The organism is Paraburkholderia sp. J69-1 (assembly GCF_905220255.1).
Taxonomy (GTDB): domain Bacteria; phylum Pseudomonadota; class Gammaproteobacteria; order Burkholderiales; family Burkholderiaceae; genus Paraburkholderia.
In genome coordinates this window covers 68,224-94,439 of the sequence record NZ_CAJMZG010000011.1, presented here as the reverse complement: position 1 = coordinate 94,439, position 26,216 = coordinate 68,224, and the positions used below count along the sequence as shown (strand labels likewise).

Sequence of the window (26,216 nt, the reverse complement as noted above, 5' to 3'; positions counted from 1 at the left end):
CATGCGATTTCCCAATACGCATAAACGTTGATGTCGTTACCCCCGCCGCGCGTAACACCACGCGCGCCACGTTACGTGACGTAACGCATGCCGCGCCGTTACCCCCCGTTTCGATCCGCTTTATTCGTTTGACGAAACGATCCGTCAAAGGCTTGTCACGCCTTGATTAGACGAAATCCTCAAGACGCGAATGACTCTGTTTTTCAGGTGCGATTTCGAATTGGCACAGCTGTTGCAGTGTAAGAGGCGCAGGTCTGACAAACCGAGCACAAAACACAAGACAACACACACACCATACGAGACGAGGGCACACCATGAACAACCAGCGCATTGCACACGCAGCACGCCTCACGGCCATCGCAGCCACGATCGCCACCCTGCTTTCCCTGACCGCCTGCGGTGGATCGGGATCGCTGAGCAGCGGCACCGGTTCGAGCGGCAGCGGTTCCCTGGAAACCAGCGGCGGCACGAGCGGCACCAGCGGATCGACCAGCAGCGACGGCAGCACCGGCACGAGCGGCAGCACGACCACCGGGGACAGCAGCACCGGCACCACCACCACCGGCGATTCGGGCACCGGCAGCACCACGACCGGCGACAGCGGTTCGGGTAGCGGCTCGGGCGACACCAGCAGCGGCGGCACGGGTACCGGGACCGGCACCGGCACCGCCACTTCGGCCAATGCCGTCGGCCAGGTTGTTGCCAAGACCAGCAGCGTAGTCAGCGATCTGGGCTCGACGGTGACGGGCGTCGGCACCACGATTGCCTCGACCTCGCTGCCCGGCGTCAGTTCGTCGACGACGACGGCCGCAGGCAGCATCGTGCAGAACGTCGGCGACGCAGTCTCGACGCTCGGCACCGGCCTCGCATCGGGTCTTGGCCAGCTCGGCTCGACGAGCGACCCGGTCGGCACCACGCTGTCCAGCACGGGCGGCGTCGTCAGCGACGCAGGCAAGGCGGTCACCAGCACGGGCGCACTCGTCACGAGTCTCGGCAGCGGCACGCTCGCGCCGCTGGCAGCCGTCACGACGCCGCTGGGCACCGCGGTCAGCACGCTCGGCACGGCCGTGACGAACGCCGGCAGCACGCTGACGACCGCGCTCTCGACGGGCCCGGTGCAACAGGTCACGCAAACGCTCAGCTCGGCGATCACGCCGATCACCTCGGTGGTCGCTTCGACGACGCAAACGGTCGGCACGGCCACGGGTCTCGGCACGCCGGTCGCGGGTCTGCTGCAAACGCTCGGTAGCGGCCTGCAGACGGCCGGCTCGCTGGTCGCCTCGTCCAGCACTTCGAACCCGGTCACGACGGGCCTCGGCAACCTCGTCTCCGATACCGGCTCGACGGTCGCGACCGCCGGCAATCTGCTGACGGGCAGCAGCTCGAGCAGCACGAATCCGGTCACCGGCCTCCTGAGCACGCTCACCGGCGGCCTCACGGGCGCAACGAGCAGCTCGACGGGCAGCACCACCACGGTTGGCGTCGGCGCTGGCTTGGGCGTGACGGCCAGCTCGAGCGGCAGCAACCCGCTCGCTCCGGTCACGGGCGCGCTGACGACGGTGACCTCGGCGCTCACCTCGGCCACGGGCGGCAGCACCGGCGCGCTCGCACCGGTTACGAGCCTCGTCTCCGGCGTGGTCGGCACGCTCACGAGCACGGTGAACAGCGTGGGCACGGCAGGCGGTTCGATCGTCGCGGGCGCGGCTGTCGCGGCGGGCACGAAGACCACCAGCACGTCGACTTCGTCCACCTCGACGAGCAGCTCGAGCACGACGCCGGCGCTTTCGCTCAGCTCGCTGACGGGCGGCACCTCGGGCAGCAGCACGACCAGCCCGCTTTCCGGCCTCACGTCGCTCGTAGGCGGCCTGCTCGGCGGCAAGAAGTAAGCGGCCCGCACTCGCCCATCGCACATTACTCAATTCGCATCAACGTCCCCATTCGATCAGGAGACAGCGTCATGTCCAGCCGATTCAACTCGATTACCGCCGCGCGCCGCGCCAGCGAATCGAAGCAAAACGCGAATATCGAAGCCAATATCGAAGACAACAGCGCCCGCGCCGCAGTCGTGCGCACCCTGCGCCTGAGCGCCCTCGCCGCGGCCATCGCCTGCAGCGTCGCGGCCTGCGGCGGCAGCGGCTACACGCCGCCCTCGGCCTCGACGGGCTCGGACGGCAGCACCAGCACGACCGGCTCGACCAGCAGCGGCACCGGCACCAGCGGTTCGACCTCGGGTGGTTCGAGCTCGGGCGGCAGCACCAGCGGCTCGACCGGCACGTCCGGCGTGGTCACCGCCGTCGCCAAGACCACCGACGATCTCGGCAACGCGATCAGCTCGACCACCCTGCCCGGCGGCGTCAGCTCGCAGGTCACCTCGGGCCTCGGCTCGACGGTATCGAGCACCGGTACGGTCGCCAGCGCACTCGCCGACGCCGTCTCGAACGGGCTCGGCCAGACCGGCTCGACGGCCAATCCGGTCGGCACGACCGTCGCCGGTCTCGGCAATGTCGTGAGCGCCACCAGCGGTGTGGTCGAAGGCCTCGGCACGACGGTCAACGGTCTGGGCAGCGGCCCGCTTTCGCCGCTCGCCCCCGTCACCACGCCTGTCGCCAACGTGCTCGACACCACGGCCAGCACCGTCAACGCCACCGGCAAGATGCTCGGCAACGCGCTCTCTTCGGTGCCGGTGCAGGAAATCACGCAGCCGATCAGCACGGCAATCACGCCGATCGTGCTGACCGCCGGCCTCGTCACGCAGCAAGTAGGTACCTCGACGGGCCTGGGCACGCCGGTCTCGGGGCTGCTCGCGCAACTCGGCGGCGCGGTGCAAACGGCCGGCGCGACGATCACCTCGACGGCAAGCACGAGCACGAGCGGCGCGCTCGGACCGCTTTCGCCGGTCGGCGCGGACGTGGGCACGCTCGTCAGCGCACTCGGCAACACTGTCACCAACGCGGGCGGCCTTGTCGATCCGAACGCCGCGAACGGCGCTGCGCCGATTCCCGGTCTGATCACGAGCCTCGTCGGCGGCACCACGGCCGTCGTCGCCAGCGGCACGCCGACCGGCGTTTCCGCCAACGGCCCGCTCGGCCCGCTCAACGCGGTGATTGCGAGCCTCGGCCTCGGCAGCTCGCCGCTCGGCACCATCACGAGCCTGACCGGCACGACCAGCGGCACGAGCGCGCTCACCAGCGGCCTGTCGGGCGTGCCGATCGTCGGCGGCCTGCTTTCGGGTGTGGTGTCGACGGCAGGCTCGGCGACCGGCACGGCAACCAGCGGCACCACGGGCACCACGACCACGAGCGGCGCAGGGGCGCTGCTGCAACCGGTGACGGCGCTCGTCAGCACGGTAACGGGCACGCTCGGTTCGACCACGGGCACGAGTTCTTCAAGCAGTTCTGGCACCACGAGTACATCGGGGGGACTACTGAGCAGCTTGCTCCACAAGCTGCCGTAGCGCGCGCAACAATCATCGGGCAACATGGGCGCTGCGTGGCGCAGGGTCCGGAGAGGGATACCGCGCCGCGTCTGGCCCAGGCATGACAGGGACAGGTCGTACGTAGTACGCAGGAATAAAAAACACAGGCAATCAGGGAGCCACAGATCGCCGCAAAGGCGACAGAAAGAGGCGGCGCGCACCGGATGTTCCAGGGAACCGGTGCGCGTCGTCCGACAAGTCCGAGGGCAGTCCGATGAAAGGCGCAGTCGCAGAATGGGCCGTGCTCGCCGCGTTGGGAGTAATGGCGGGCAGCGGCTTGACGGGGGTGGCAGTAGCACAGCAAAGCAGGCCGGCGTCGGGCGGTAATCCAGCAGCAGGGAACCCGCTCGACGCACTGCCTCAGATCAATGCTCCACAGAAGGCGCCGAATGTCACGGTGCAGGTGGAACAGCAGACGCCGCAGTTGCAGCAGTTACTCGCTACGCATATCACGCCGACCACGTTCAAGGTCGAGGGCGTGAAATCGATTCCATTCGACGAGGTCGCGAAACGCTTCGCGCCGCTCGCCAATCACGACATCACGATCGGCCAGCTCATCGAGACGGCCAACGGCGTGACGAAGCTGTATCAGGAGCGCGGTTATGCGCTCTCGTTCGCGTTCGTGCCCGCGCAGGATTTTGCGGGCGGCGTGGTGCGCATCACCGTGGTCGAAGGTTATGTGAGCGCGGTGAAAGTCACCGGCAAGCCGGGCAAGCTCGAAGACAAGATGCGCGCGATCGCCGCTCATATCGTCGATGACCGGCCGCTGCGCACCGCCACGTTCCAGCGCTATATCAACGTGCTCGGCCTGCTGCCGGGGCTCAAGGTGAAGGCCAACGTGCCGCCGCCCACCAGCACCGACGGCGCGACCACGCTCGAACTGGACGCCACGCAAAAACCCTATGACATCAGCACCGGGATCGATTTCAATCACCCCGGCGTGCAAGGTCTGCTCACGCTGACCGAAAACGGCCTCACGCCCTTCGGCGAGCAGCTGAGTGTTTCAGCGCTGCTGCCCAAGGGACGCGATAACGTGACGTATCTCGCCGCGCACGCATCGGTGCCGATCGCGAGCAACGGCCTCGTGGCGAAAGTGGATGCTTCGCACTACCGAGGAAACCCCACCGACAATCCCGGCTTGCCGAACTACGTCGAGCGCACGGTGATCAGCGACAAGATCACGGGATCATTGTCGTATCCGCTGCTGCTCAGCAATACGCGCAGCGTGGTGGGTACGGTCAGCGCCTACGCGACGCATGACGAAGACCGCTATCACAACACCGTCAACGGGCTGCAGTATGGCTTGACCTCGCAGGTGCGCGTGATCCAGTTGCAGGCCGATTACACCGATGTGCAAACCGGTCAGGTGCGCAAGGCGAGCATTGGCGTGGCGAAGGCGTTCAACATTCTGGGCGCGTCGAAGTCGGCGGATACCAATATTCCGGGGCTTGCGCTGCAAAATCCGGCATCGCTGAATTTCGTGCGCACCAATGCGTCGTTCTCGCAGACCAACGAATGGCCGATGGGCTTTGGCACCACGGTCGCCGCGAACGGCCAGTACAGCCCGGTGTCGTTGCCCACTTCCGAACAGATTTCGTTCGGCGCGCAACGCTTCGCGGCCGGCTATCAGCCAGGCGAAGCATCGGGCGATTCGGGCTGGGCGTATTCGCTCGAATTGAACCGGCCGTTGAAGATCGGCTCCGTGTGGCTGCAGACGATCACGCCGTACGTGTCGTTCGATATGGCGCGCGTTTATCTGCATGCGGGCACGCCCTCGCCTTCGCGGCTTTCGTCGGCGGCGATCGGCTTCCGTCTCACCGACGGGCGCTACTACAGCGTGGATCTCTCCGTTGCAAAGGCGCTCGCCGATGCACCGGTCGAGAGCCCGTCGCGCAGCCCGCGCTTCAACGCGACGTTCTCGTATCAGTTGAACTGATCCGAACCGATCTCACGAGCGGGTATGCGCCGTGCGCCGCGCGGCCGTACCCGCCGACTAGAGTTTCTCCTCGCAAACGCGGGCGGCGCTTTCGCGTATCCTGCCCTGACCGTCGTGCTCACGCGGCCCGACGCGAAGCGGTACATACATAGATAAACATCAGTGGAGGAAGACACATGAAGGCATTCAATCCGGCATTGGCACGCGCAGCGCGTCAGATCGCGCTGGCCGGCGCGCTGCTCGGCGCCGTGGTCGCGGCGCACGCACAAGCAAATTCGCCGGTCGGCGTGTGGCAGACCATCGACGATCATACCGGCCAGCCGAAAGCGCTCGTGCAGATCAGCGACGACGGCAGCGGCGCGCTCTCCGGCAAGGTCATCAAGGGTCTGGGTGCGAACGATCAACCCGATCGCCGCTGCTCCGCCTGTACCGATGCGCGCAAGGATCAACTGATCCTCGGCATGACGATCATCGACGGTATGAAGAAGGCCGGCGACGAATGGGATGGCGGCAACATCCTCGATCCGGAAAACGGCAAGATCTATCGCTGCAAGATGCACACCGAAGACGGCGGCCAGAAACTGGTCGTGCGCGGCTATATGGGCATCTCGCTGCTGGGCCGCTCGCAGACGTGGGTGCGTCAGCAATAACACCGTAAAGCAGACTGCATGGCGCGACTGCACCGCGCAGATAAAAACAACGAGGCCGCCTTGAATGCAAGGCGGCCTCGTTTCATTTCAGGCGGCTATCGAGCGATTGCGCGCGGTATCAAGCCGTATGCCGATACACCGAGCGATAGCCCAGCGACGGCAACACACCTTGCGCCACCGCAGGGCTGAACGGCGAATTGCGCGGCGCCGGCGGCAGACCGTCCTGCACACGCGCCGCGGCTTTTTCCGCGCGGCTCAGATGCTTGCGCATGCGTGCTTCGATGATCTCGCACAGGGCGACGCCTTCTTCGCCGAAAAGCTCGGCCATCACGGTCTTGAGCACGCCTTCGTCGTGCCATGCCTTGAAGCGGCGATGGCAGGTTTGATACGAAGGGTAACGGCGCGGCATGGCCGACCAGGTTGCGCCGCTATACATGACCCACAGGACGCCGTTGAGCACCGAACGGGTGTTGGCGAGTGGCCGGCCGCGCATTTCCGAGCGCGGGCGCAATTCGGGCAGCAGCGGAATGATGCGCTGCCATTCTTCCTCGGTAATATCGCGATGCGGGGTCATGGTCTACTCCTTTGTCAGAACCAGTCCTGACACAAGATATCGACTTGACCGGGCCGCCCATATCAGACGAGTCCGAATCTTGAAAACACGCTTCGAGCACTATTTCGGGATGACAGACCGCTATCGCGCCCCACCCGCCACGCCCGCCAACAATCAGGTCAACGACGTATCGACGATCCGACGCGGCGTTTCCAGATATTCCTTCGACTGCATTTCGACGATACGCGAGACCGTGCGCGTGAATTCGTTCGCCATCGGCCCTTCGGGATAGAGATCCTCGGCCGGCACCGCCGCCGACATCAGCAGCTTGACCTTGTGGTCGTAGAACACGTCGATGAGCCAGGTGAAGCGGCGCGCCTCGGAGGCCATGCGCGGCGACATCTGCGGCACGTCGGAGAGAATGACCGCGTGGAAACGGCTGGCCAGTTCGAGATAGTCGTTCTGCGAGCGCGGGCCGCCGCACAGCGTCGCGAAGTCGAACCACACCACGCCATCGGCTTTTCGCAGCGCCTTCAGTTCGCGCTTTTCGATGCGCAGGATCGGGCTTTCGTCCGGCACCGCAGCCAGATCCGTAAACGAATGACGCAGCGCCTTGTCGGCTGCCGCGCCCAGCGGCGTGTGATAGACCTCGACCTGCGCGAGCGTGCGCTGGCGATAATCGATACCGGCATCGACATTCAGGACATCGAGCTTTTCCTTGATCAACGCGATGGCGGGCAGCATGCGGTCGCGATGCAGGCCATCGGGATACAGCAGATCCGGGTCGTAATTGGAGGTCATCACGAACTGCACGCCGTTCTCGAACAGACGGTCGAGCAGACGATAGAGAATCATCGCGTCCGCGATATCGGAGACGTGGAATTCGTCGAAGCAGATCAGGCGATAGCGCTTCGCAATGCGGCGCGCGAGTTCGTCGAGCGGATCGGACTGGCCTTTGAGTTCTTCGAGTTCGCGATGCACTTCGCGCATGAACTCGTGAAAATGCAGACGCGTCTTGCGCTGCACCGGCACGACCGCATAGAAGCTGTCCATCAGGAAGCTCTTGCCGCGCCCCACGCCGCCCCACATGTACACGCCGCGCGGCAGATCCGGGCGATTGATGAGCTTCCAGAACGCGTTCGAGCGACGCGATTTGTATTCGACCCACTCGTCGTAGCACCGCTGCAGCCGATCGATGGCGACGCGCTGCGCCGCATCCGGTTTATATCCCCGTTTCTGCAGTTCTGATTCGTAGTATTCGGTGACGTTCATTTCGTGGGCCACAAATGAGTAAAGGCGGAGCGGGTTCGAACCCGTCCGCCTCTGTACGTGATGCAAGTACCGCGAGCCGGACGCGGCCTTGCGGCCGTCGCCCTGCCCTGCTGCATTACATGTTGAGCGCGCGCTTGTCGGTAGCGAGTGCGGCTTCGCGCATGACTTCGGACAGCGACGGGTGCGGATGGCAGATGCGGCCGAGGTCTTCGGCGGCAGCCTTGAATTCCATCGCCACCACGGCTTCCGCGATCAGGTCCGATGCGTTCGCCGAGATGATGTGCACGCCGAGCAGCTCGTCGGTCTTCGCGTCGGCGATCATCTTCACAAAGCCGTCGGCCTTGTTAATGCCAAGCGCCCGGCCGTTAGCCATGAACGGGAACTGGCCCGTCTTGATCTCGCGGCCTTCGGCCTTGAGCTGCTGTTCCGTCTTGCCGACCCACGCGATTTCCGGTTCGGTGTAGATCACCCACGGAATGCAGTTGTAGTCGATGTGCGGCTTCTGGCCGTCGATGATTTCGGCAACCAGCACGCCTTCGTCTTCGGCCTTGTGCGCGAGCATCGGACCACGCACCACGTCGCCGATCGCGTACACGTTCGGCACAGCCGTTGCGCAGTGATCGTCGATGTCGATAAAGCCACGCTCGTTGGTCTTCAGACCGATCGCTTCGAGACCGAGGTTATCGGTGTTCGGCACGCGGCCAACCGACACGATCAGGCGGTCGGCTTCGAGCACTTGCGCGTTGCCGTCCTTGTCCGTGTAGTTGATCGTGACGTTCTTGTCGGTGGCCTTGACTTCGCCCACCTTCACGCCGACGTGAATGTCCAGACCCTGCTTCTTGAAAAGCTTGGCCGCTTCCTTCGAGAGCGCCTGGTCAGCCGCGCCGAGGAATTCCGGCAGCGCTTCGAGCACGGTCACTTCCGCGCCCAGACGGCGCCACACCGAACCCAGCTCCAGACCGATCACGCCAGCGCCGATCACGGCCAGCTTCTTCGGCACGGAGTCGAACGAGAGCGCGCCTTCGTTGTCGGCGATGATCTTGTTGTCGACCGGCATGCCCGGCAGATGGCGCGCCTTCGAACCCGTCGCAATGATGACGTTCTTCGCCGTCACGACTTCGGTTTCGCCTTCGCCCGAGACTTCGATCTGCACGCCGGCGTCGTTCTTGCCGGTGAACTTGCCATGGCCCTTGAGCCAGGTGATCTTGTTCTTGCGGAACAGGAATTCGATGCCCTTCGTCATCTTCTCGACGATGGCTTCCTTGCGGCCGAGCATCTTCGACACGTCGATGCTCACGTCGCCGACGCTGATGCCGTGGTCGACCAGGTGATGCTGGGCGTTCTCGAACTCTTCCGACGAAGCGAGCAGCGCCTTCGACGGGATGCAGCCGACGTTCAGGCAAGTGCCGCCGAGCTTCAGCGTGCCGGCCGGGTTCTTCCACTTTTCGATACAGGCAACCGACTTGCCGAGCTGAGCCGCGCGGATCGCCGCGATATAGCCGCCAGGGCCGGCGCCGATCACGACGACGTCAAATTCTTTGGACATGGTCATCCTTTCGATACGTGAGCGCGGCGCGCGGGTTCCGGCTTCCGGAACCCGCGCGCACGCCGCTCAGTGTGAGACTGGATGCGCGAGCAGGACGTGCGCCCCGCTCGCGCTACATCGCATTTACAGGTCGAGCAGCAGGCGCGCCGGATCTTCCAGCGCATCCTTCATGGCGACCAGCGACAGGACGGCTTCGCGGCCGTCGATGATGCGGTGGTCGTACGACATCGCGAGGTAGTTCATCGGACGGATCACGATCTGGCCGTTTTCCACCACAGCGCGTTCCTTGGTCGCGTGCACGCCCAGGATCGCCGACTGCGGCGGGTTGATGATCGGGGTCGAGAGCATCGAGCCGAACACACCGCCGTTCGAGATCGAGAACGTGCCGCCCGTCATTTCTTCGATCGACAGCTTGCCGTCCTTGGCCTTCTGGCCGAATTCGGCAATCTTCTTCTCGATGTCGGCGAGGCTCATCTGGTCTGCGTTGCGCAGGATGGGCACCACCAGACCGCGCGGCGAACCGACAGCGATACCGATGTCGAAGTAGCCGTGATAGACGATGTCGTTACCGTCGATCGAGGCGTTCACGAGCGGGAACTTCTTGAGGGCGTGAACCGCAGCCTTCACGAAGAACGACATGAAGCCCAGCTTCACGCCGTGTTCCTTCTCGAACTTGTCCTTGTACTTGTTGCGCAGGTCCATGACCGGCGCCATGTTCACTTCGTTGAACGTCGTGAGGATGGCGTTGGTTTGCTGCGACTCGAGCAGACGCTCGGCGATACGCGCACGCAGACGCGACATCGGCACGCGCTGTTCCGGGCGATCGTTGAGCCAGTTCGCAGCCGATGCCGGTGCGTTGACTTGCGGCAGCGACGGCTTCGCAGCGGCGGGCTTGCCAGCCGGTGCTGCCGGAGCGGCCTTCGGCGCGCCTGCGCCCAGCACGTCCTGCTTGGTGATGCGGCCATCGCGGCCCGTGCCGGCGACGTCGCCGCCTGCCAGACCCTTCTCTGCCATCAGCTTGGTCGCTGCCGGCGATGCGATGTTGCTGCTCGACGTCGATGCAGCAGCAGCGACGGCCGGAGCGGCAGCCGGTGCAGCGGCAGCAGCCGGAGCGGCGGCGGCTGCAGGCGCTGCAGCGGCGCTCGCCTTGCCTTCCGTATCGATACGGGCGATCACTTGATCTGCGACGACGGTATCGCCGTCATTTGCCACGATCTCGGCCAGCACGCCGGCAGCCGGCGCGGGGACTTCGAGAACGACCTTATCCGTCTCCACTTCGATGAGGATTTCGTCCTGGGCGATCGCTTCGCCCGGCTTCTTCTTCCACTGCAGCATCGTTGCTTCCGAAACCGACTCCGAAAGCTGGGGGACCTTGACTTCAACAATAGCCATTTGATGTTCCTGAATACGTATCTAGGACGAACCGGGTCGCGCACCTGAGCGCGGGAAAGCGCGCGCCTAGGTCACGCGCCTTCCCGGTTCGTTAGCTCACTGTGCTTACTTCGCGACCTGCGCGCCCTTCAGGCGGCCGAATGCACCTTCGATCAGCGCCTTCTGCTGCTCGTAGTGCTTCGCGTAGTAGCCGACAGCCGGCGAGGCCGAAGCCGGACGGCCGCTGTACGCGAGCTTCATGCCTTCCTTCATGCCTTCCTTCAGGTGGTGCTCGATGTAGAACCACGGGCCTTGATTCTGCGGCTCGTCCTGCACCCAGACCACTTCCGTCGCGTTGTCGTACTTCTTCAGCTCCGCTTCGAACTGCTTGTGAGCGAACGGATAGAGCTGTTCGATACGGATGATCGCGGTGTCGTTTGCCTTCGCTTCGCGGCGATGCGCGACGAGGTCGAAGTACACGCGGCCCGAGCAGGCCACCACGCGCTTGACCTTCTTCGCGTCGATGGTTTCGTCCACTTCGCCGATAACCGGCTGGAACGAGCCCTTCGCGAGTTCGGACAGATCCGACACGGCTTCCTTGTGACGCAGCAGCGACTTCGGCGTGAAGATGATCAGCGGCTTGCGGAACAGACGGATCATCTGACGGCGCAGCACGTGGAAGATCTGGGCCGGCGTGGTCGGCTGAACGACCTGCATGTTGTGCTCGGCGCACAGTTGCAGGAAACGCTCGATACGTGCCGACGAGTGCTCCGGACCCTGACCTTCGTAGCCGTGCGGCAGCAGCATCGTGAGACCCGACACGCGGCCCCACTTCACTTCGCCCGACGAGATGAACTGGTCGATCACGACCTGCGCACCGTTGACGAAGTCGCCGAACTGGCCTTCCCACGCGACGAGCGTGTTCGGCTCGGCCGTCGAGTAGCCGTATTCGAAGCCCAGCACCGCTTCTTCCGACAGCACCGAGTCGATCACCGTGAACTGCGCCTGGTTTTCGCCGATGTTCTGCAGCGGAATGTACGTGCCGTCGTTCCAGCGTTCGCGGTTCTGGTCGTGCAGAACAGCGTGACGGTGCGTGAACGTGCCGCGGCCCGAATCCTGACCCGTCAGACGGACCGAGTAGCCCGAAGCGACCAGCGATGCGTACGCGAGGTGTTCGCCCATGCCCCAGTCGAGCTTCGCTTCGCCCTTGCCCATCGTGCGGCGGTCGTTGATGACGCGCTCGACCAGCGGGTGAACCTTGAAGTTTTCCGGGATCGTGGTGATGCGTTCTGCGAGGCGCTTGAGCTCCGCGAGCGGCACGGCCGTATCGGCAGCGTCGGTCCACTTGCGGTTCAGGAACGGCACCCAGTCAACCGCGTACTTGCTCTTGTAGTTCGAGAGCACCGGATCGACCGTGTGGTGGCCTTCGTCCATCGCTGCACGGTAAGCCTTGACGTAGTTGTCGCCGTCTTCCGCCGAGATGACGCCCTGCTGCACGAGCTTTTCTGCGTACAGCGCACGGGTGCCCGGGTGCTTCGCGATCGTCTTGTACATCAGCGGCTGCGTGACCGCCGGGGTGTCCTGCTCGTTGTGACCGAGCTTGCGGAAGCAGATGATGTCGACGACAACATCCTTGTGGTACTGCATGCGGAATTCGACCGCGAGCTGGATCGCCAGCACGACCGCTTCCGGATCGTCGCCGTTCACGTGCAGAACCGGCGCTTCGATCATCTTGACCACGTCCGTGCAATACAGCGTCGAACGCGCGTCGCGCGGGTCCGAAGTCGTAAAGCCGATCTGGTTGTTGATGACGATGTGCAGCGTGCCGTGCGTGCCGTAACCGCGCGTTTGCGCGAGGTTCAGCGTTTCCATCACGACGCCCTGGCCTGCGAAGGCCGCGTCGCCGTGGATCTGCACCGGCAGAACCTGCAGGCCGTCTGCATCGCCGCGGCGATCCATACGAGCCTTCGCCGAACCCTCGACCACCGGGTTGACGATTTCGAGGTGCGACGGGTTGAACGCGAGCGACAGGTGGACCGGGCCGCCTTCGGTGGCGACGTCCGACGAGAAGCCCTTGTGGTACTTCACGTCGCCAGCCGGCAGATCGTCGACGTGCTTGCCTTCGAATTCGGCGAACAGGTCAGCCGGCATCTTGCCGAGCGTATTGACCAGCACATTCAGACGGCCGCGGTGGGCCATGCCGATGACGATTTCCTGCACGCCCTTCGCGCCTGCGTGACGGACGACTTCGTCCATCGCGGCGATGAAGGATTCGCCGCCTTCGAGCGAGAAGCGCTTCTGGCCGACGTACTTGGTGTGCAGGAAGCGCTCGAGACCTTCAGCGGCCGTGAGGCGCTGCAGGATGTGCTTCTTCTTGTCGTTCGTGAAATTGGGCGTCGAGCGGATCGACTCGAGACGCTCCTTCCACCAGCGCTTCTGCTCCGGATCGCTGATGTACATGTACTCGGCGCCGATGGTGCCGCAGTACGTGTCGCGCAGTGCCTTGACGATCTCGCGCAGCGTCGCGCGCTCGAAACCGAAATACAGGTTCGTGGCGCTGAACGTCTGGTCCATATCGGCTTCGGTGAAGTCGTAGAACGCAGGTTCGAGTTCGGGGATAGGCGGACGCTCGCGACGCTTCAGCGGATCCAGGTTCGCCCATTGCGAACCCAGGAAGCGATATGCGCCGATAAGGGACTGAACGTAGACCTGCTTGCGAGCCGTGGCCAGATCTTCGCCGCCGCCCTTGGCGACGAACGCATTGGCTTTCGCGCGCTGCGCAAACGACTCGACGATCGGACCGTGCGCGACATCGCTGTCGGTGGAACCGCTCGTCGACGGCACGTTTTGCAGTGCGTCAAAGTACTCACGCCATTGGTCCGGAACGGACGCAGGGTTGTCAAGATATGCTTCGTATAGCTCTTCGACATACGGAGCATTGCCGCCGAACAGATAGGAGTTCAGCTGGAATTGCTTCATCGTTTCCGACATTTACGCTCACCTTTCTTCGAGTTTCTCGAAAAATAGCGGGTTACTCAACCTTCCGCGCCACGGCCTGACCGTTTAGCGGATTGCGAATCAAGTCTGCTTGGAAGGACCTAAATCATGCATCGGCGGAGCATAGCACATAAGTGATAGTCCCCATAAGATGCAATGCGACACATCATCGCACGCAAACCCTTACAGAATGGGCGTTTGCGACGTTTTGCAACTTCAACAACAGACTCTTCCGGCACCGCAGGGCAATCCCGCCACGCTTGAAAAAGCGCGCAAAAAAGCCGCCCAGACAGCGGCGGCTTTCTTGTTTTCTTACATGCATTGCAGTGCGCGAAAAAGTCTAGACAGCAAACTTATTCGGCTTCGCGGCTTGCGCGGCGACGCTCATGTTCCTTCAGGTGGCGCTTGCGCAGACGGATCGACTGCGGCGTCACTTCCACGAGTTCGTCGTCGTCGATGAATTCGACTGCGTATTCGAGCGACATCTGGACCGGCGGCACCAGGCGCACGGCTTCGTCGGTGCCCGAGGCGCGCACGTTGGTCAGCTGCTTGCCCTTGATCGGGTTCACGACCAGGTCGTTGTCGCGGCTATGGATACCGATGATCATGCCTTCGTACAGCGCGTCGCCCGGCTTCACGAACATTCGGCCGCGATCCTGCAGCTTCCACAGTGCGTAGGCGACAGCTGCGCCGTCGTCCTGCGAAATCAGCACACCGTTACGGCGCTCGCCGAGCGTGCCTTCCTTGATCGGACCGTAAGCGTCGAACACGTGGCTCATCAGGCCCGTGCCGCGCGTGAGCGTCATGAATTCACCCTGGAAACCGATCAGGCCACGTGCCGGAATGCGGTACTCGAGACGCGTACGGCCCTGGCCATCCGACGCCATGTCGATCATTTCGCCCTTGCGGCGGCCCAGTTCTTCCATCACGCCGCCCTGGTTGGCGTCTTCGACGTCAACGGTCAGCATTTCGTACGGCTCCTGCTTCACGCCGTCGACTTCGTGCAGCACCACGCGCGGACGCGACACAGCCAGCTCGTAGCCTTCACGGCGCATGTTTTCGATCAGGATGGTCAGGTGCAGTTCGCCGCGGCCCGACACTTCGAACGTGGTTTCGTCGCCCGTATCCTTCACACGCAACGCGACGTTGTGGTTCAGTTCCTTCGTCAGACGGTCGCGGATCTGGCGGCTCGTCACGAACTTGCCTTCCTTGCCGGCGAGCGGCGACGAGTTCACGAGGAAGTTCATCGTGAGGGTCGGCTCGTCGACCGTGATCATCGGCAGCGCTTCGGGGTTGTCCACCGCACAGATGGTCGCGCCGATACCGATGTCTTCGATACCGTTGATCAGCACGATGTCGCCGGCTTCAGCCGCTTCGACCTGCACGCGCTCCAGGCCGCTGAATGCCAGCACCTGGTTGATCTTGCGGTTCATGACCTGGCCTTCCGGGCCAAAGCGCAGCGCAACCGGTTGACCCGGCTTGATACGACCGCGCTTGATACGGCCCACGCCGATACGGCCAACGTAAGCCGAGTAGTCGAGCGAGGTGATCTGGAGCTGGAGGCCGCCTTCCGGATCGGCATCGCGAACCGGCACGTGTTCGAGCACGGCGTCGAACAGCGGGCGCATATCGCCGTCACGCGCATCCGGCGACAGCGAAGCGTAGCCGTTCAGGCCCGATGCATAGACGATCGGGAAGTCGAGCTGTTCTTCGGTCGCGCCGAGCTTGTCGAACAGGTCGAACGTCTGGTTGATCACCCAGTCGATACGTGCGCCCGGACGGTCGATCTTGTTGATGACGACGATCGGCTTGAGGCCGAGCGCCAGCGCCTTCTTGGTCACGAAGCGCGTTTGCGGCATCGGGCCTTCGACGGCGTCGACGAGCAGCAGCACCGAGTCGACCATCGACAGCACGCGCTCCACTTCACCGCCGAAGTCCGCGTGGCCCGGGGTGTCGACGATGTTGATGTGCGTGCCTTCGTACTCGACCGCGCAGTTCTTCGAAAGAATCGTGATGCCACGTTCTTTTTCGATGTCGTTCGAGTCCATCACGCGCTCGGCGACCTGCTGGTTGTCACGGAACGTGGCGGTCTGACGGAGGAGCTGGTCGACGAGCGTGGTCTTGCCGTGGTCGACGTGGGCAATGATGGCGATGTTGCGAAGGGCGCGGGACATAGGAACCTGGGTACAGTTGAGTGCGTCATGCGGGCCCGACGGCGGGCCACACAAGTGGGGCTCGGACGCCGCCCCGCCCTGCTGCCACGGGCGTCTCGGACGCTTGCGGCGAATTGGGTCACGGGTCGGGGAGGCCGAATCGCGTCAGGGCTGCCATGACGCACTTTTGGGAACCTGAAATTATAGCACGCACAGATGACTTGATCTGCCTCATGCTGGTTTGCGACAGGTTTTGGCGCACTTTGCGGCGCCCGCGCGACAGCTGCGCCCTGCCACGCCCATTTTCTCACGCCGCACGGGGTCCAATTAAGACCCCACTTAGCAAAGCTTTCTCGGCCCTGCGACAATAAATCTTGCCGCGTCAACTAACGAGCCATATAATCCCTGCCTGGTCAACCATTGCAGTTGCAGCAGAACCATGACGGAACCGACTCCCACGCCCCCGCCCGAAGTCCGCGATTACGACCTCGGCGAAAGCGTTGGCTACCTGATTTCGCGCGTGAAATCGTCCATGTCGAACCTGATCACGCAGCGCACCGTGACGGAACTGGGCGTGACGAGCCAGCAGGCCAGCGTGCTGTTCATGGTGGCAAGCGGCAAGTGCGTGCTCGCGGCCGAACTGGCGCGCGAATACGGCATCGACGCGAGCGCGGTGACGCGCCTCGTCGACCGGCTGGAAAAGCGCGGCCTCCTGCGCCGCGTGCGCAGTTCCGAAGACCGCCGCGCCGTGCGCCTCGCGCTCACGCCCGAGGGCGAAGCGATCGCCGCGCGCATGCCGGCGATCTTCACGAGCGTGACGGGCGAACTCTCCAAAGGCTTCACGCCCGAAGAAGTCGGCTTTCTCAAGAGCATGTTGCGGCGGATTCTCGTCAATAGCTGCGAAGCTAGCCAGAATGCCGCGAATGCCGCTGCGGGCCAGACTTCACCCGACGATTGACGCATTACTGAGACACCGCTTGAACGCGTCGACTGGCAACAATCGACGCGCGCAATGGATGACGAGGCAGGCAAATTCGACACCGCCGGACGGGAAAATGGCTGCATCGTCCAGTATCACCACACCTTCTCACGCACCGAGACGAGCAATGAAATCCCTAACCCAGTTTGCGCCAGCGCATACCTGTCGAGCAGCGGTGGCTACCGCGGTCGCGGCGCTCGCGCTTTCGGGCTGCGCAAACTACATCGGCATCAAAAGCGACAAGACCATCGCGCAGCCGCAACAATTCGAAACTTCGCAGAGCATTCCGGCGCAGGGTGGCCAGTGGCCCACGCTCGACTGGGCGCAGCAGTTCGGCGACCCGCAACTGCCGAAGCTGATCGACGAAGCGCTCGAAGGCAATCCGAGCATCGCGCAGGCGCAGGCGCGTATCGCCAAGGCGTCTTCCTATATCGATACGTCGAAGTCGGCGCTCTATCCGAAGGCGAACGCGAGCTATTCGTGGACGCGCGAACTGTACTCGGCCAACGGCCTGTTCCCGCCGCCGTACGGCGGTAGCTGGTACAGCGAGAACAACGCGCTCGCCAGCGCGTCGTGGGATCTGGATCTGTGGGGCAAGAACCGTCAGCGTCTGGCGCAAGCGGTGTCGCAGCAGCGCGCAGCGCAGGCCGATATGGAACAGGCGCGCGTCACGCTCGCCTCCTCGGTTGCCCGCACCTACAACCAGCTTGCGCAGCTTTACGCGTTGCGCGATATCGCCGCGCGCGAAATCGGCAATCGCAAGACCATCGGCACGATTACGAATGGCCGCGTGGTGGCCGGCCTCGACACCAACGTCGAACGTCAGACCGCCAACGGCAATATCGCCACGAGCCAGGCGAACCTTTCGCAACTCGACGGCCAGATCGAAAGCGTGCGCTATCAACTGGGTGCGCTGCTCGGCAAGGGCCCGGATCGCGGTCTGCAGATCGCCAACCCGGTGCTGAATCCGGCCGCGCAGGTCGCGCTGCCCGACAACCTGCCTGCGGATCTGGTCGCGCGTCGTCCCGATATAGTCGCCGCGCGCTGGCAGGTCGAAGCCGCGATGCACGACGTCAAGGAAGCCAAGGCCGAGTTCTATCCCGACGTGAATCTCGCAGCAGGCTTTGGTTTCGATGCCTTCGGCTGGGGCAAATTCCTCAACTTCACGAGCCGTCAGATGAACATCGGCCCGGCCGTGCATCTGCCGATCTTCGACGCGGGCGCACTGCGCGCGCAGTTGAAGGGCCGTTACGCCGACTTCGACCTCGATGTGGCGAACTACAACCAGACGCTGATCAATGCGTTCCAGGATGTCGCCACGACCGTGTCGTCGATCCGCTCGGCGGACAAGCAGCTTGTCGATGCACAGAACGCGCTCGACGCTTCGACCAAGGCGTATCAGCTTGCCGTGATCCGCTACAAGGCCGGTCTGTCGGAGCAGTTGCAGGTGCTCAACGCGGACCAGAACCGTCTCGCGTCCGAGCAGACCGTGACGGCCCTCAAGGCGCAGCGCCGCGACCAGCAGATGGCGCTGATCAAGGCACTGGGCGGCGGCTTCGACGCGCATGACGCGCACGATGTCAATCTCGTGCCGCCGGCGCAGGTCGGCAGCGAAGCGAAGGACGTGAAAGGCCAGAGCGACGTGAACGGCAGCCCGTGGCGCGATGCGCCGTGGTCCGCGCCGGATGCGTCGGCGCATGCCGCCACGGCCGCGAACTGAGCGCCAGAAACACGCAAAAGCGACATACAAGCGACGTACAAGCCAGAAACTGGCTAATAACTGAACGAACAGCACGCAAGAATCCGGAGATCCTTCCATGAGCACCCCTCAGCAACCGGCGGCCAATCCGCAGCCGAACGCGAACAACGGCAAGCGCAAGCGCATGATGACGCTGCTCGTCCTCGTGATCGTGATCGCAGCCATTGCCTACGGCCTCTATTACTTCCTCGTCGCGCGCTTCAGCGAAGGCACCGACGACGCCTACGTCAACGGCAACGTCGTGCAGATCACGCCGCAAGTCACGGGCACGGTGATTGCCGTGAACGCGGACGACACGCAGACCGTCAAGATCGGCGATCCGCTGGTGCAACTCGATCCGGCCGATTCGCGCATCGCCCTGCAGCAGGCCGAAGCGAATCTCGGCCAGACCGTGCGCCAGGTGCGCGGTCTGTTCGCCGACGACAGCCAGTACGAAGCGCAAGTCGCCGTGCGTCAGGCCGACCTCTCGCGCGCGCAGGACGACCTGCGCCGCCGTATGCAGGTTGCGCAGACGGGCGCGGTTTCGCAGGAAGAAATCTCGCACGCACGCGACTCGGTCAAGAGCGCCGAAGCCGCGCTCGACGCCGCGCAGCAGCAACTCGCCGCCAACCGCGCGCTGACCGCCAACACGACCATCGCCAATCATCCGAACGTGATGGCCGCGGCTGCGAAGGTACGCGACGCGTACCTCACGAACGCCCGCAACACGCTGCCCGCGCCGGTCACCGGTTATGTCGCGAAGCGCTCGGTACAGGTTGGCCAGCGTGTTTCGCCGGGTACGCCGCTGATGTCGGTGGTGCCGCTGAACGCCGTGTGGGTCGATGCGAACTTCAAGGAAGTCCAGCTCAAGCACATGCGCATCGGCCAGCCGGTCGAGATGACGGCGGACGTGTACGGTTCGTCAGTGGTGTATCACGGCAAGGTGGTGGGCTTCTCCGCAGGCACGGGCTCGGCGTTCTCGCTGCTGCCGGCGCAGAACGCCACGGGCAACTGGATCAAGGTGGTGCAGCGTCTGCCGGTGCGTATCGCGCTCGATCCGGCCGACCTCGAAAAGCACCCGCTGCGTATCGGCCTGTCGATGCAAGTGGACGTGAATATCAAGGACGATACGGGCAGCCAGCTCGGCAACGCGCAAAACACGGTCTACCAGACCAATGTGTTCGAGAAGTACGGCGACGAAGCCGATGCGGAAATCGCCCGCATCATCACGGAAAACGCAGGCCCGAACGCGAAGCAGGTTTCGTCGGCCAACGTGCGTGCGGCCAAGCCCGCCGCGAAGCTGATGTAAAGACCGCGCGACGTCTACAAGCCGCAATTAGCAGCACATAACAAAGCACTCAATGGCAGCAGCACAACAACCCGTCGTCCATCCGCCGCTGCAAGGCGCGCAACTCGTGTTCGGCACCATCGCGGTCTCGCTCGCGGTGTTCATGAACGTGCTGGACACGTCGATTGCGAACGTGTCGATCCCGTCGATCTCAGGCGACCTTGGCGTCGCCTCGGATCAGGGCACGTGGGTCATCACCTCGTTCGCGGTCGCCAATGCGATCTCGGTGCCGCTCACGGGCTGGCTCACCGAGCGCATCGGTCAGGTGCGCCTGTTCATGGCGTCGATCATCCTGTTCGTGATCTCGTCGTGGCTGTGCGGTCTTGCGCCTACGCTGCCCTTCCTGCTCGCCGCGCGCGTGCTGCAGGGCGCCGTGGCCGGCCCGATGATCCCGCTGTCGCAGACGCTTCTGCTCGCGAGCTATCCACGCGCCAAAGCGCCGATTGCGCTATCGATGTGGTCGATGACCACACTGATCGCGCCGGTCGCGGGTCCGATTCTCGGCGGCTGGATCTCGGACAACATCTCGTGGCCGTGGATCTTTTACGTGAACATTCCGGTGGGTATCGTCGCCGCGATCGCCACGTGGATGATCTTCCGCAACCGCGATTCGGTGATCCGCAAGGCACCGATCGATGGCGTGGGCCTGGGTCTGCTGATTCTCTGGGTCGGCTCGCTGCAGATCATGCTCGACAAGGGCAAGGATCTCGACTGGTTCTCGTCGACGACCATCATCGTGCTGGCGCTGACCGCCGTGATCTCGTTCGCGTTCTTCGTGATCTGGGAATTGACCGCCGAGCATCCGGTCGTCGATCTTTCGCTGTTCGCGCGGCGCAACTTCACGGGCGGCACGATTGCGCTTTCCGTGGGCTACGGGCTCTACTTCGGCAATCTCGTGCTGCTGCCGCTGTGGCTGCAAACCGATCTGGGCTACACCGCCACCGATGCCGGTCTCGTGATGGCGCCCGTGGGCTTCTTCGCGATCCTGCTTTCGCCGATCACGGGCAAAATCCTGCCGCGCACCGATCCGCGCTATATCGCGACGACGGCGTTCATCGTGTTCGCGCTGTGCTTCTGGCTGCGCTCGCAGTACACCACTGGCGTGGACACCTGGGCGCTCACGGTGCCGACGCTGATCCAGGGCATCGGCATGGCGGGTCTGTTCATTCCGCTGGTGTCGATCACGCTTTCGGGCTTGCCGGGCAACCGCATCCCGGCGGCTTCGGGTCTGTCGAACTTCGTGCGGATCATGTGCGGCGGTATCGGCACGTCGATCTTCGAGACCGCCTGGGACCATCGCACGATTTTCCATCACGCGCGTCTGACCGAGCAGGCAACGCCGACCAACCCGGTGTTCAACCAGTCGATGCAGCAGATGCAGAACTCGGTGGGCCTCGATCCGTCGCAGGCGCACGGCATGTTCGATCGCATGGTCACGCAGCAGGCCGCGCAGCTCGGCGTGAACGACCTGTTCTGGATTTCGTCGGTGATCTTTATCGTGCTGATCGCGCTGATCTGGATCACGCGTCCCGAACGCGCTGGCAGTGCGGATGCCGGTGCAGCCGCTTCCGCAGCGCACTAGGCTTTTTCTGATACGCGTGCGTCCCGATCTGCATCCCGATCGGGCGCACCAACAAAAACGGCACGTCCGGTTCATCACCGGCGTGCCGTTTTCTATTGCTGACGCGGATCAACGCGTCGCGCGTTCAGACCGCCCCGCTCACCACCAGGCGTTCCGGCGCGAGCACGCCGTTCGCGGCTTTCGCCACGCCCAGCAGCACACCGGCCTGGTCGTACACGCGCACGCGATCCGCGGCTTCGCAGGCCGGGCGATCGAGCACCAGCGCGTTGAGCGGCAGGCGCTGACCATGCGTGAAGCGGCGCGCCGATTCGGCGTCGAGCGTCACGACCGGGAACGTCGAAAGCAGCGCATCCACCGGCTGAAGCCAGCTATCGCGCGCCGCTTCGTCGAGCGCCGTCAGCGCATCGAGCGTCACCGCATGTTCGAGCGTGAGCGCGCCCACGCCCGTGCGACGCAGCATCACCAGATGCGCGCCGCAGCCGAGCGCCTCGCCGATATCCTCGGCGAGCGTGCGCACATACGTGCCCTTGGTGCAGGTCACGCGGAACGTCACGTCGGGCAACGCGCACGCGAGCATGTCGAGCGCGAGAATCGTCACATTGCGCCCTTCGCGCTCGACCGTCTGGCCCGCGCGCGCGTATTCGTAGAGCGGTTTGCCGTCGCGCTTGAGTGCCGAATACATCGGCGGAATCTGCACGATATCGCCCAGAAAACGCGCCATCGCGGCGCGAACCGCGGCCTCGTCGCAGGTGACTTCGCGCGTGTCGACCGCTTCGCCTTCCGCATCGCCCGTGGTCGTGCGGATGCCCAGACGCATAGTCGCCTCGTAGGTCTTGTCCGCTTCGAGCAGATCCTGCGAGAACTTGGTCGCTTCGCCGAAGCACAGCGGCAAGAGGCCCGAAGCCAGCGGATCGAGCGTGCCGGTATGACCCGCCTTCTTCACACGATAAAGACGCTTGGCGCGGATCAGCGCATCGTTGCTCGACAGACCGATGGGCTTGTCCAGCAGCAGCACGCCGTCGAGCAGACGGCGCGGCACTTTAGGACGTTGCTCGCCCTGACTCTTCTTCGATGATGCAGTCATGCTGGCGCGATCAGTCTTCCTTGGCACGCGAGGCGTTCGCCTCGTCGATCAGACGCGACATCGCCACGCCCTTCTCGACCGACTGGTCGTAGTGGAAATGCAGCGTCGGCACCGTATGGATATGCAGGCGCTTGAACAACTGGTTATGCAGATGACCGGCCGCGTGATTGAGCGCGTCCTGAGTCTGCTGCGGATCGCCCGTGAGCGTCGTGAAAAAGACCTTGGCGTGGGCGTAGTCCGGCGTCAGTTCGACGCTCTGGATCGTCACGAGACCCACACGCGGGTCCTTCACTTCGCGCATCAGTTCGGAAAGATCGCGCTGGATCTGATCGGCGATCTGCACATTGCGATTCGGGGAAGAACGTTTTTTCGGCATGATGATTCCACCTCTCTGGCGGCATTCGTTGCAGCGCGCTGCCATGCTGGCGCGCGGCTGCGCAAAAACTGTCTGACAAAAAACAAAGGGCGGGGCCGGCTAGCGCCCGCCCCGCCCCTTTTCGGGTAAGCCCGCGAGCCGCCTGAACCCTCCAGGCTGCCCGCGTGCGCCGCTGTCTTACAGCGTACGCGCGACTTCCGTGATCTCGAACACTTCGAACTGGTCGCCTTCGGCGATGTCGTGGAAGTTCTTGATCGACATACCGCACTCGAAGCCTTGCTTGACTTCCTTGACGTCGTCCTTGAAGCGCTTGAGCGAGTCGAGTTCGCCGGTATGGATGACCACGTTGTTGCGGATCACACGCACCGACGAGGAGCGCTTGACGAAACCGTCCGTGACCATACAGCCCGCGACCAGACCAACCTTCGGCACGCGGATCACCTGGCGCACTTCGACCGTACCCGTCACCGTCTCGCGCTTCTCCGGCGCGAGCATGCCCGACATGGCTGCCTTCACCTCATCCACTGCGTCATAGATGATGTTGTAGTAGCGGATGTCGATGCCGTTCGACTCGGCAACCTTACGCGCCTGTGCATCTGCACGCGTATTGAAGCCGATGATGACTGCCTTCGAAGCCGTTGCCAGGTTGACGTCCGACTCGCTGATCGCACCGACCGCGCTGTGCACGATCTGCACGCGCACTTCGCTGGTCGACAGCTTGAGCAGCGACTGCACCAGTGCTTCCTGCGAACCTTGCACGTCGGCCTTGACGATAAGCGGCAGGTTTTGCACTTCGCCTTCCGCCATCTGCTCGAGCATGTTTTCGAGCTTCGCGGCCTGCTGCTTCGCCAGCTTGACGTCGCGGAACTTGCCTTGACGGAACAGCGCGATTTCGCGCGCCTTGCGCTCGTCCGGCAGCACGATGACTTCTTCGCCTGCGCCCGGCACTTCCGACAGACCCTGGATTTCGACCGGGATCGACGGACCGGCTTCCTTGGTCGCCTTGCCGGTTTCGTCGAGCATTGCACGCACGCGGCCATAGGCGCTGCCTGCCAGCACGACGTCGCCACGGTTGAGCGTACCCGACTGGACGAGGATCGTTGCAACCGGACCCTTACCCTTGTCGAGCTTCGCTTCGATGACGAGACCCTTGGCCGGCGCTGCGACCGGAGCCTTCAGTTCCAGCACTTCGGCCTGCAGCGAGACGTTTTCGAGCAGATCGTCGATGCCCGTACCGGTCTTTGCCGACACCGGCACGAACGGCGAATCGCCACCGTATTCTTCCGGCACGACGCCTTCGGCGACGAGTTCCTGCTTGACGCGCTCAGGATTCGCATCCGGCTTGTCGATCTTGTTGATCGCCACGACGAGCGGCACACCGGCCGCCTTGGCGTGGGCGATCGCTTCCTTCGTCTGCGGCATCACGCCGTCGTCGGCTGCGACCACCAGAATGACGATGTCGGTTGCCTTCGCACCGCGAGCACGCATGGCCGTGAAGGCCTCGTGACCCGGCGTGTCGAGGAACGTGATGACGCCACGCGGCGTATCGACGTGATAAGCGCCGATGTGCTGCGTAATGCCGCCGGCTTCGCCCGCTGCAACCTTCGCGCGGCGGATGTAGTCGAGCAGCGAGGTCTTGCCGTGGTCGACGTGACCCATGACGGTGACGACCGGCGGACGCGGCAGTTGCTCTGCGTCCGTGGTGGTCGTTTGACCTTCGACCAGCAGCGCTTCCGGATCGTCGAGCTTGGCCGCGACGGCACGGTGGCCCAGTTCTTCGACGATGATCATCGCCGTTTCCTGGTCCAGCATCTGGTTGATGGTGACCATCTGGCCCATCTTCATCATCACCTTGATGACTTCCGACGCCTTCACGGACATCTTGTGCGCGAGGTCAGCCACGGTGATGGTTTCCGGCACGTGCACTTCGCGCACGATCGGCTCGGTCGGCGCCTGGAACGTCGAGGAGTTGTCCTGGTGACGGCCACGGCCCTTCGGACCGCCGCGCCAGCCGCGGTCAACGCCGCCCGACGAGTCGCCACGCGTCTTGATGCCGCGGCGCTTCGAGGCGTCGTCCTGCCAGCCGCCCTTGCCTGCGCCCGGCTTCTTGTTGCGGTCGCCCGCGCCAGCACCCGGCGCGCTCGTCGAAGGCGCTGCCGTCGTGGCAGGCTTCTTCGCACCAGCAGCACCGGCGGCCGGACGCGCAGCACCTTCCGGACGCGCCGGCTTGTGCAGCGTGCCCTTGGCTTCGGCAGGCTTGGCCGGCTCGACGGGCTTCGGCGGTTCGACCGCCTTGACCTGCGCCTTGCGCGGCGTGTTCATCATTTCGCGGATCGCGCGCGCTTCGGCTTCTGCAGCCGCACGGCGGCGAGCGATCTCTTCCTGTTCTTTCTGCGCCTTGTCGGCGGCTTCGCGCGCGGCTACTTCAGCCTTTTGCGCAGCTTCACGCTGCGCTGCGCGCTCGGCGGCGGCGCGTTCGTCGTCTTGCTGTTGCTTCACGTCCTTCGCTTCTGCTTCGGCATTGCGCTGGGCAGCGACGGCCTGTGCGGCCAGTTCGCGTGCAGCGGCATCTGCCGCGGCCTTCTTATGTGCGGCCTCTTCTTCGGCACGGCGGCGTTGTGCTTCAGCAGCTTCTTCGCGTTCGCGGCGCTCGGCCTCTTCACGCGCGAGAAGCTCCTGACGCTCCTTGAGTTCCTGAGCCTGACGCTCGAGGAGTTCCGCCTCGCGGCGGGCTTCCTCTTCGCGGCGCTGCAGTTCCGCGTCTTCGGCGGCTGCGGCTACGGCGTCGGTGTCATGATTCGATGCCTCCGCCTGTTCGGCGGATTCGTCGCGGCGGACGAAAGTGCGCTTTTTACGCACCTCGACCTGAATGGTGCGAGCCTTACCCGTCGCATCGGACTGTTTGATTTCCGACGTATGCCGTTTCGTCAGCGTGATCTTGCGCTTGTCTGCATCAGTCGAGCCGTGAGACTTGCGCAAGTGATCGAGCAGACGTGCCTTGTCCGTTTCGGACAAAGCGTCGGCTTCGCTCGCTTTAGTGACGCCCGCCGCCTGCAGCTGCTCGAGCAGCACGCCGGCAGGCATTTTCAGTTCCGCGGCAAATTGGGCTACGTTGTTACTCGCCATTCATTCCTCTTAATGCAAGGACAGATTCCT

At 63.8% G+C, this 26,216-nt stretch carries 17 protein-coding genes; 8 read left to right on the top strand and 9 right to left on the bottom strand.

Annotated features, from left to right (window positions below):
• The first annotated feature begins 314 nt into the window (after window positions 1–314).
• From U5A67_RS21225 to U5A67_RS21210, 4 genes are all read left to right on the top strand, one after another.
• Window positions 315–1,886, top strand: coding sequence for a collagen-like triple helix repeat-containing protein (locus tag U5A67_RS21225; protein WP_321815767.1), 1,572 nt, complete (start codon window positions 315–317; stop codon window positions 1,884–1,886).
• Between the two features lie 71 nt (window positions 1,887–1,957).
• Window positions 1,958–3,454, top strand: coding sequence for a collagen-like triple helix repeat-containing protein (locus U5A67_RS21220; RefSeq protein WP_321815766.1), 1,497 nt, complete (start codon window positions 1,958–1,960; stop codon window positions 3,452–3,454).
• A gap of 235 nt (window positions 3,455–3,689) precedes the next feature.
• The gene (locus tag U5A67_RS21215) at window positions 3,690–5,411 is read left to right on the top strand and encodes a ShlB/FhaC/HecB family hemolysin secretion/activation protein (protein WP_415767891.1); all 1,722 of its coding nucleotides are present in this window, start codon (window positions 3,690–3,692) and stop codon (window positions 5,409–5,411) included.
• A gap of 176 nt (window positions 5,412–5,587) precedes the next feature.
• Window positions 5,588–6,061 carry a DUF2147 domain-containing protein gene (locus U5A67_RS21210; RefSeq protein ID WP_205983836.1) on the top strand — a complete coding sequence of 158 codons (474 nt, stop codon included), beginning with the start codon at window positions 5,588–5,590 and terminating at the stop codon, window positions 6,059–6,061.
• 118 nt (window positions 6,062–6,179) lie between these two features.
• On the opposite strand, the gene U5A67_RS21205 is transcribed toward U5A67_RS21210, so the two are convergent.
• The 6 genes from U5A67_RS21205 to typA form a co-directional block, all read right to left on the bottom strand.
• The gene (locus tag U5A67_RS21205; RefSeq protein WP_205983835.1) at window positions 6,180–6,635 is read right to left on the bottom strand and encodes a transposase; all 456 of its coding nucleotides are present in this window, start codon (window positions 6,633–6,635) and stop codon (window positions 6,180–6,182) included.
• Between the two features lie 153 nt (window positions 6,636–6,788).
• Entirely contained in the window at window positions 6,789–7,886 is a 1,098-nt protein-coding gene (gene zapE, locus U5A67_RS21200; protein ID WP_205983834.1) for a cell division protein ZapE, read from the bottom strand.
• A 115-nt stretch (window positions 7,887–8,001) separates the two neighbouring features.
• Entirely contained in the window at window positions 8,002–9,432 is a 1,431-nt protein-coding gene (lpdA, locus tag U5A67_RS21195) for a dihydrolipoyl dehydrogenase (protein WP_027818255.1), read from the bottom strand.
• A 123-nt stretch (window positions 9,433–9,555) separates the two neighbouring features.
• Window positions 9,556–10,824, bottom strand: a complete 1,269-nt coding sequence (gene odhB, locus U5A67_RS21190) for a 2-oxoglutarate dehydrogenase complex dihydrolipoyllysine-residue succinyltransferase (RefSeq protein WP_321815765.1) — start codon at window positions 10,822–10,824, stop codon at window positions 9,556–9,558.
• 105 nt (window positions 10,825–10,929) lie between these two features.
• Window positions 10,930–13,794, bottom strand: a complete 2,865-nt coding sequence (locus U5A67_RS21185) for a 2-oxoglutarate dehydrogenase E1 component (protein WP_321815764.1) — start codon at window positions 13,792–13,794, stop codon at window positions 10,930–10,932.
• A gap of 359 nt (window positions 13,795–14,153) precedes the next feature.
• Window positions 14,154–15,974: a translational GTPase TypA gene (typA, locus tag U5A67_RS21180; protein ID WP_205983831.1), complete on the bottom strand. Its 1,821-nt coding sequence runs from the start codon at window positions 15,972–15,974 to the stop codon at window positions 14,154–14,156.
• Between the two features lie 418 nt (window positions 15,975–16,392).
• On the opposite strand from typA, the gene U5A67_RS21175 reads away from it, so the two are divergent.
• The 4 genes from U5A67_RS21175 to U5A67_RS21160 all read left to right on the top strand — a co-directional run bounded on the left by U5A67_RS21175 (window position 16,393) and on the right by U5A67_RS21160 (window position 21,600).
• Window positions 16,393–16,911, top strand: coding sequence for a MarR family transcriptional regulator (locus tag U5A67_RS21175; protein WP_321815763.1), 519 nt, complete (start codon window positions 16,393–16,395; stop codon window positions 16,909–16,911).
• A gap of 148 nt (window positions 16,912–17,059) precedes the next feature.
• Window positions 17,060–18,652: an efflux transporter outer membrane subunit gene (locus U5A67_RS21170; protein WP_205983829.1), complete on the top strand. Its 1,593-nt coding sequence runs from the start codon at window positions 17,060–17,062 to the stop codon at window positions 18,650–18,652.
• A gap of 97 nt (window positions 18,653–18,749) precedes the next feature.
• Entirely contained in the window at window positions 18,750–19,979 is a 1,230-nt protein-coding gene (locus U5A67_RS21165) for an EmrA/EmrK family multidrug efflux transporter periplasmic adaptor subunit (RefSeq protein WP_205983828.1), read from the top strand.
• Between the two features lie 52 nt (window positions 19,980–20,031).
• Window positions 20,032–21,600 carry a DHA2 family efflux MFS transporter permease subunit gene (locus U5A67_RS21160; RefSeq protein WP_321815762.1) on the top strand — a complete coding sequence of 523 codons (1,569 nt, stop codon included), beginning with the start codon at window positions 20,032–20,034 and terminating at the stop codon, window positions 21,598–21,600.
• Window positions 21,601–21,724: 124 nt separating this feature from the next.
• Here U5A67_RS21160 and truB read toward each other — a convergent pair whose 3' ends face one another.
• The 3 genes from truB to infB form a co-directional block, all read right to left on the bottom strand.
• Window positions 21,725–22,684, bottom strand: coding sequence for a tRNA pseudouridine(55) synthase TruB (gene truB, locus U5A67_RS21155; protein ID WP_321815761.1), 960 nt, complete (start codon window positions 22,682–22,684; stop codon window positions 21,725–21,727).
• Between the two features lie 10 nt (window positions 22,685–22,694).
• The gene (gene rbfA, locus U5A67_RS21150; RefSeq protein ID WP_205983825.1) at window positions 22,695–23,060 is read right to left on the bottom strand and encodes a 30S ribosome-binding factor RbfA; all 366 of its coding nucleotides are present in this window, start codon (window positions 23,058–23,060) and stop codon (window positions 22,695–22,697) included.
• Between the two features lie 177 nt (window positions 23,061–23,237).
• Complete coding sequence (gene infB / locus U5A67_RS21145; RefSeq protein ID WP_205983824.1) at window positions 23,238–26,186, bottom strand: translation initiation factor IF-2; 2,949 nt, start codon at window positions 26,184–26,186, stop codon at window positions 23,238–23,240.
• Window positions 26,187–26,216 lie beyond the last annotated feature (30 nt).